This is a genomic window from Bartonella sp. MR30HLJHH, assembly GCF_042194195.1.
Lineage (GTDB): Bacteria > Pseudomonadota > Alphaproteobacteria > Rhizobiales > Rhizobiaceae > Bartonella > Bartonella grahamii.
Genome location: NZ_JBHIMO010000072.1, coordinates 1 through 1,191 on the forward strand (window position 1 = coordinate 1; position 1,191 = coordinate 1,191).

The 1,191-nt window shown below is 44.1% G+C and carries 1 protein-coding gene; it reads left to right on the forward strand.

Annotated elements, in window-relative coordinates; translation table 11 throughout:
* The first annotated feature begins 1 nt into the window (after position 1).
* Positions 2 to 1,177, forward strand: a complete 1,176-nt coding sequence (gene tuf / locus ACFIKR_RS09305) for an elongation factor Tu (RefSeq protein WP_012755022.1) — start codon at positions 2 to 4, stop codon at positions 1,175 to 1,177.
* Positions 1,178 to 1,191 lie beyond the last annotated feature (14 nt).

Here is a 1,191-nt window from a genome sequence, read left to right on the forward strand (position 1 = left end):
GATGGCGAAGAGCAAGTTTGAACGAACAAAACCGCATGTTAATATTGGTACGATTGGTCACGTTGATCATGGGAAGACCTCGTTGACAGCAGCGATTACGAAATATTTTGGTGAATTTAAAGCCTATGATCAAATTGATGCTGCCCCAGAGGAACGCGCACGTGGAATTACTATTTCTACAGCGCACGTTGAGTATGAAACGGAAAATCGTCACTATGCGCACGTTGATTGTCCAGGACACGCTGATTATGTGAAGAACATGATCACAGGGGCAGCACAGATGGATGGTGCTATTTTGGTTGTTTCAGCAGCTGATGGTCCAATGCCTCAGACACGTGAGCATATTTTGCTTGCGCGCCAGGTTGGTGTTCCAGCAATTGTTGTTTTTCTTAATAAAGTTGATCAGGTTGATGATGCAGAACTTTTGGAGCTTGTAGAGCTTGAGGTTCGGGAACTTTTATCCAAATATGATTTTCCAGGCGATGATATACCAATTGTTAAGGGTTCTGCGTTGGCAGCCCTTGAGGATAAGGATAAAAGCATTGGTGAAGATGCTGTTCGTCTTTTAATGAGTGAAGTTGATAATTATATTCCAACCCCTGAGCGTCCTGTTGATCAACCATTTTTGATGCCGATAGAGGATGTGTTTTCGATTTCGGGTCGTGGAACCGTTGTTACGGGTCGTGTTGAGCGTGGTGTTATTAAAGTTGGAGAGGAAATCGAGATTATCGGTATTCGTCCAACGTCTAAGACGACGGTTACAGGCGTTGAAATGTTCCGCAAGCTTTTAGATCAGGGTCAAGCGGGTGATAATATAGGAGCTCTGCTTCGTGGTGTTGACCGTGAAGGGATTGAACGTGGTCAAGTATTGGCGAAGCCAGGATCTGTTACGCCTCATACACGTTTTAAAGCAGAAGCTTACATTTTGACAAAAGATGAAGGTGGACGTCATACACCCTTTTTCACGAATTATCGTCCTCAGTTTTACTTCCGTACGACGGATGTTACAGGTATTGTTACGCTTCCAGAAGGAACGGAAATGGTTATGCCAGGTGACAATGTTGCCATGGATGTTTCGTTGATCGTTCCGATAGCGATGGAAGAGAAGCTTCGTTTTGCTATTCGTGAAGGTGGTCGTACTGTTGGTGCCGGTATCGTCTCTAAGATCATTGAATAAATAATGCTTGTTGA